4 protein-coding genes are annotated in these 4370 nt (G+C 70.7%); all 4 read left to right on the forward strand.

All coding sequences use genetic code 11. From position 1 onward, the window contains the following. The coding region (locus ACWDX9_RS60415; RefSeq protein WP_449972942.1) for a carbohydrate ABC transporter permease at positions 1-918 on the forward strand (918 nt) is incomplete at its 5' end. Beyond that, complete coding sequence (locus ACWDX9_RS60420; protein WP_350727139.1) at positions 915-1748, forward strand: carbohydrate ABC transporter permease; 834 nt, start codon at positions 915-917, stop codon at positions 1746-1748. The genes ACWDX9_RS60415 and ACWDX9_RS60420, both read left to right, overlap by 4 nt. A gap of 11 nt (positions 1749-1759) precedes the next feature. Further along, positions 1760-3706, forward strand: a complete 1947-nt coding sequence (locus tag ACWDX9_RS60425) for a beta-galactosidase (RefSeq protein WP_449972944.1) — start codon at positions 1760-1762, stop codon at positions 3704-3706. Between the two features lie 84 nt (positions 3707-3790). After that, entirely contained in the window at positions 3791-4210 is a 420-nt protein-coding gene (locus ACWDX9_RS60430) for a hypothetical protein (RefSeq protein WP_397370912.1), read from the forward strand. The last annotated feature ends 160 nt before the right edge of the window (positions 4211-4370 follow it).

The raw sequence follows: 4370 nt of genomic DNA on the forward strand, positions 1-4370 counted from the left end.
ACCAGATCGCGGCGGCGGCCGTCGGCCCGCCGCCGCGACCGGCTCATCGGCTGGCTCCTGGTCACCCCCGCGCTTGCCTATTTCCTGATATTCCTGCTTTATCCGGCACTGTCGGCGCTCTACTACAGCTTCACGGACTGGAACCTGCGCTCCGACGCCGCCTGGGTGGGCCTGGCGAACTACGCCGACCTGCTCTTCGACGACGTGAAATTCCCGCACTTCTGGAAGTCGGTCGGCGTCACGCTGCAGTACACCCTCATCGCGGTCCCGCTGACCCTGGTCTCCGCGCTGGCGCAGGCGCTGCTGCTGAACGCGATCCGGCGCGGCGCGAACCTGTTCAGGCTGCTGCTGTTCCTGCCGGTCGTCACGGCCGAGGCGGCGGTCGGCGCGATCTGGCGCTGGCTCTACGACCCCCAGTACGGCCTGATCAACGCGGTGCTCGGCCTGTTCGGCATCCCGGGGCAGAACTGGCTCAACACCCCCGAGCTGGTCATCCCGGCGCTGGCGTTCATCGCGGCCTGGCAGTGCGGCATCTCGATGATCATCTATCTCGCCGGCCTCAAGGGCATCCCCGGCGCGATCACGGAGGCGGCGGTCATCGACGGGGCCGGCCCCTGGCAGCGGTTCTGGCGGGTGACCTTCCCGATGCTCCGGCCCACCACGTTCTACCTGCTGGTGACGGGGGTGATCGCGGCGCTGCAGGTGTTCGGCCTGGTGTACGTGATCTTCTCCGGCAACGGGCGCAGCGTCACCGGCGGCCCCGAGCAGTCGGGCCTGACGTACGTGCTCCACCTCTACCTGTTCGCCTTCCGCTACGACGCCATGGGGGCGGCCTGCGCGATGTCGTTCATCCTGCTCGTCTTCATCATGATCGTGACCGCGCTGCAGTTCAGGTTCGTCAAGCAGGAGGCGGCATGAGGAAGGCCCCCTTTTACGTGGCGCTGGTGCTGCTGGCGGCCGTGTCGGTGGTGCCGTTCCTGTGGATGCTGGCCACCTCGGTCAAGCACGGGCAGGACATCTACAGCAAGGTGCCCAACCTGCTGCCGCTCGACAAGAAGACCGGCGAGTGGGCGGCCACGCTGGACAACTACGACTACGTGCTGGACGTCGGCGGGCTCGGGAACGCGTTCGTCAACAGCGTCTGGGTGTGCGCGATCCTGGTGCCGGCCAAGCTGCTGGTGGACGCGCTGGCCGCGTACGCGTTCGCGCGGATCCCGTTCCCGGGCCGCGACAGGCTGTTCGTGATCATGCTGGGCGGCATGATGGTGCCCGCGATCACGCTGCTGGTGCCGCGCATCCACGTCACGCAGGCGCTCGGCATGTTCGACTCCGGATGGGGCCTCATCGTCCCGAACATCGCCTCCGTCCTGGACATCTTCCTGCTGCGGCAGTTCTTCCTGTCGATCCCGGCCGAGCTGGAGGAGGCCGCGCTCATCGACGGCGCGGGCCGCATGCAGATCTTCTGGCGGATCGTGCTGCCGCTGTCGAAGCCGGTACTGGCGGTCGTGACCATCACCAGCTTCCTGTTCCACTGGAACGACCTGGTCTGGCCGCTGGTCGTCACCAACGACCCCGAGCTGTACACGCTGCCGCTGGCATTGCAGCAGCTCGTCGCCAGCCCCGACGGCGGGCGGGCGTACTACATCATGGCCGGCGCCACGCTCGCCGTCCTGCCGGTGATCGCCGTGCTGATCGTCTTCCAGCGCCGCATCCTGCAGGGCATCGCGTTCACCGGTCTCAAAGCCTGAGGAGGACAAGAGTGCTCATCGACGGCCGGGTGCTGGTCACCGCCGACTACCCCTACTACCGCGACGACCCGGCCGTCTGGGCCGACCGGCTGCGGGCCGTGCGGGACGAGCTCGGGATCGAGGTGGTCACCTGCTACCTGCCCTGGCGGCACCACCAGCCGGAGCCGGGCCTGGCCCCCGACTTCACCGGGGCCACCCACCCGGCCAGGAACGTCGTCGGCTTCCTGGCGCTCTGCGCGGAGCTGGGGCTGCGGGTGATCGCCAAGCCGGGCCCGTTCATCCATGCCGAGGTGGGCTACGGCGGGCTGCCCGACTGGGTCGACCCGGACGCGGACCCGTCGATCGAGCCGCTGCTCGACGCCGAGGGGAAGCCGTCCCGCTGGTCGGACGGCTCCGTCTCCCGGCCGCTGCCCGCGCCGCTCGGCGCCGCGTTCCTGACCAGGGCCACGCAGTGGCTGTCGGCCGTGGGCAAGGAGGTGCTGGCCGGCGCGGCTCCGGTGATCGCGCTGCAGATCGCGAACGAGGGCATCTACACCAGCGGGGCGCTGCCGCTGACCGCCTACGACTACAGCCCGTCCGGGCTGGCGTTCTACCGGGACCGGCTGCGGTCCTGGTACGGGACGCCGGAGGCGTACAACGCGGCGCACGCGACGGCGCACGCGGACTGGGCCGAGGTCGAGCCGCCGCCCAGGGCCGGTGGGCTGCTCGCGCGGGCCGACTGGGGCCGCTTCCACGCCGAGTACCTGGCCGAGGTCTACCGCGTCTGGGCCCAGGCCGTCGGCTCCGGCCTGCCCGTCTTCGTGAACCTGAACCCGCCGACCGTCCCCGAGCTGGACGACTGGCTGGCCAGGGTCAGGCCGCGGCTGTGGGGCGGCATCTCGTACGGCTTCACCAACTGGATGGGCGTGGTGTCGGCCGAGCGCGACGCCCAGGCCCGCTACGTGATCGCCGCCAAGCTCGCCCCCGGCCCGAACCTGGAGGAGAACTGGGGCTTCTCCCGCCTCTACGACCCCGCCTACATCGACGGCGCGACCAGCTTCCACCAGTCGCTGCTGGCCATGGCGGCGGGCGCGACCGGGTTCAACGTCTACACCGGGGTCTCCACCTCGGGCTGGGCGCCGGAGCTCGACGCGGCGCACGAGGGGCCGTACCCGGACTGCGCGCCGATCGACGCCGACGGCTCGCCCACCGGCAAGGCGCCGGTGGTGCGGGCGCTGGCGGACTTCTTCGCCGTGCACGGGGCGGAGTTCCTGGAGTGCGCGGGCACGGCGCGCGACGCGTTCGGCCTCTACCTGCCGTACGCCGGGATCGCGGCACTTTCGGGTGCCGACGGACCGGGTTGCGGACGGCCGCTGCGGGCCTTCCACGAGCGGATGCGCGAGCGCGGCCTGGACTACGCGCTGGTCGACCTGGAGGACACGACGGCCGGGGAGCTGGGCGCGTACCGGTCCGTGACCGTGCCCGGCGGCCCGTTCATGCACCGGAGCGTGCAGCGGCTGCTCGCCGACTACGCCGCCGCCGGCGGCCGGGTGCTGGTTGACGGGCCCGTCCCCGCGCTGGACGAGGATCTCGCGCCGTGCGCCCTGCTCACGCCGTCCGCGCCAGCCGCCGACGAAGACGGCTCCCTCGTCCTGTACGGCGCCGCCGACGCCTTCCTGCGCAGCCATCCGGACCGGGACGTCCACTACCTGATCGTGCTCGTCCAGGCCGGAAACCGGGGCCCGATCGGGGTCCGGACGCCGTACGGGACCGTCGAGATCGCCGCCGCGGACGGCGGCGCGGCCGTGCTGCGGCTGACCGGCGGCGGGCTGGGCGATCTGGTGGTGAAGGGCGTCAACGGCTACCTGTCGTCCGCGGTCGCGGCCCGTGTGTCCCTCAACGGCGAGAGCGTCGTCACGGCGGGCCCCGGCGACCTGATCATGATCGCCGGAGTCTGCCCAATGCCCGGCATTTATTGACAGAACGGACAGGTATTTCGCCGCCTCGGCTGCCGCTCTGCTCCTTCACACGGGGACGACGTTCCCACCGGAAAGGAGAGCGGAATGGCAACCGGAGAATTCCAGGTGATGAAAGTACCGGCCGAGCAACTCGCCGGCGTTCTCCACGGCCAGGTTGTCGATCCCGGCGCGCAACCCACGAACGTCGTGCACCGTAACGAGGGCTGGACCGTGGACGTGAGCTGGGAGGTCGCCGGCGAGCTCATCGACTGGCTGGCGGGCCGCTGGAACGTGGAGATCATCGCCGACCTGCTGGGCGGCGGTGAGACCAGGCACCCCTCACCCCCTGTCGAACTGACCTTCACGCCTGGCTCGGGCAGATACACCGCCTCCGTCCCGATGCGGGGTCAGCTCTCCCCCGGCACCTATGACCTGGTGGTCAACCTCACCACCACGACCGCCGCCGGCACCGCGGGGGCGCTCGGCGGGTTCGTGGTGATCAGCAAGATTGTGGTCAAGGAATGAGGGCCGCCGCCCCGGGCGGCCCGCCCGGGGCGGCCGTGGACGGAGCCGCCATGTCTCTGGTGCTCAACCCCGTGTGGTGGGATCAAGGCCGGCCGGGTCCCGTGGCAGCCTGGTGGAGACGGGCAAGTCCAACCCGAGCGCCGACATGATCCTCCGGCTC

The organism is Nonomuraea sp. NPDC003201, from assembly GCF_053590415.1.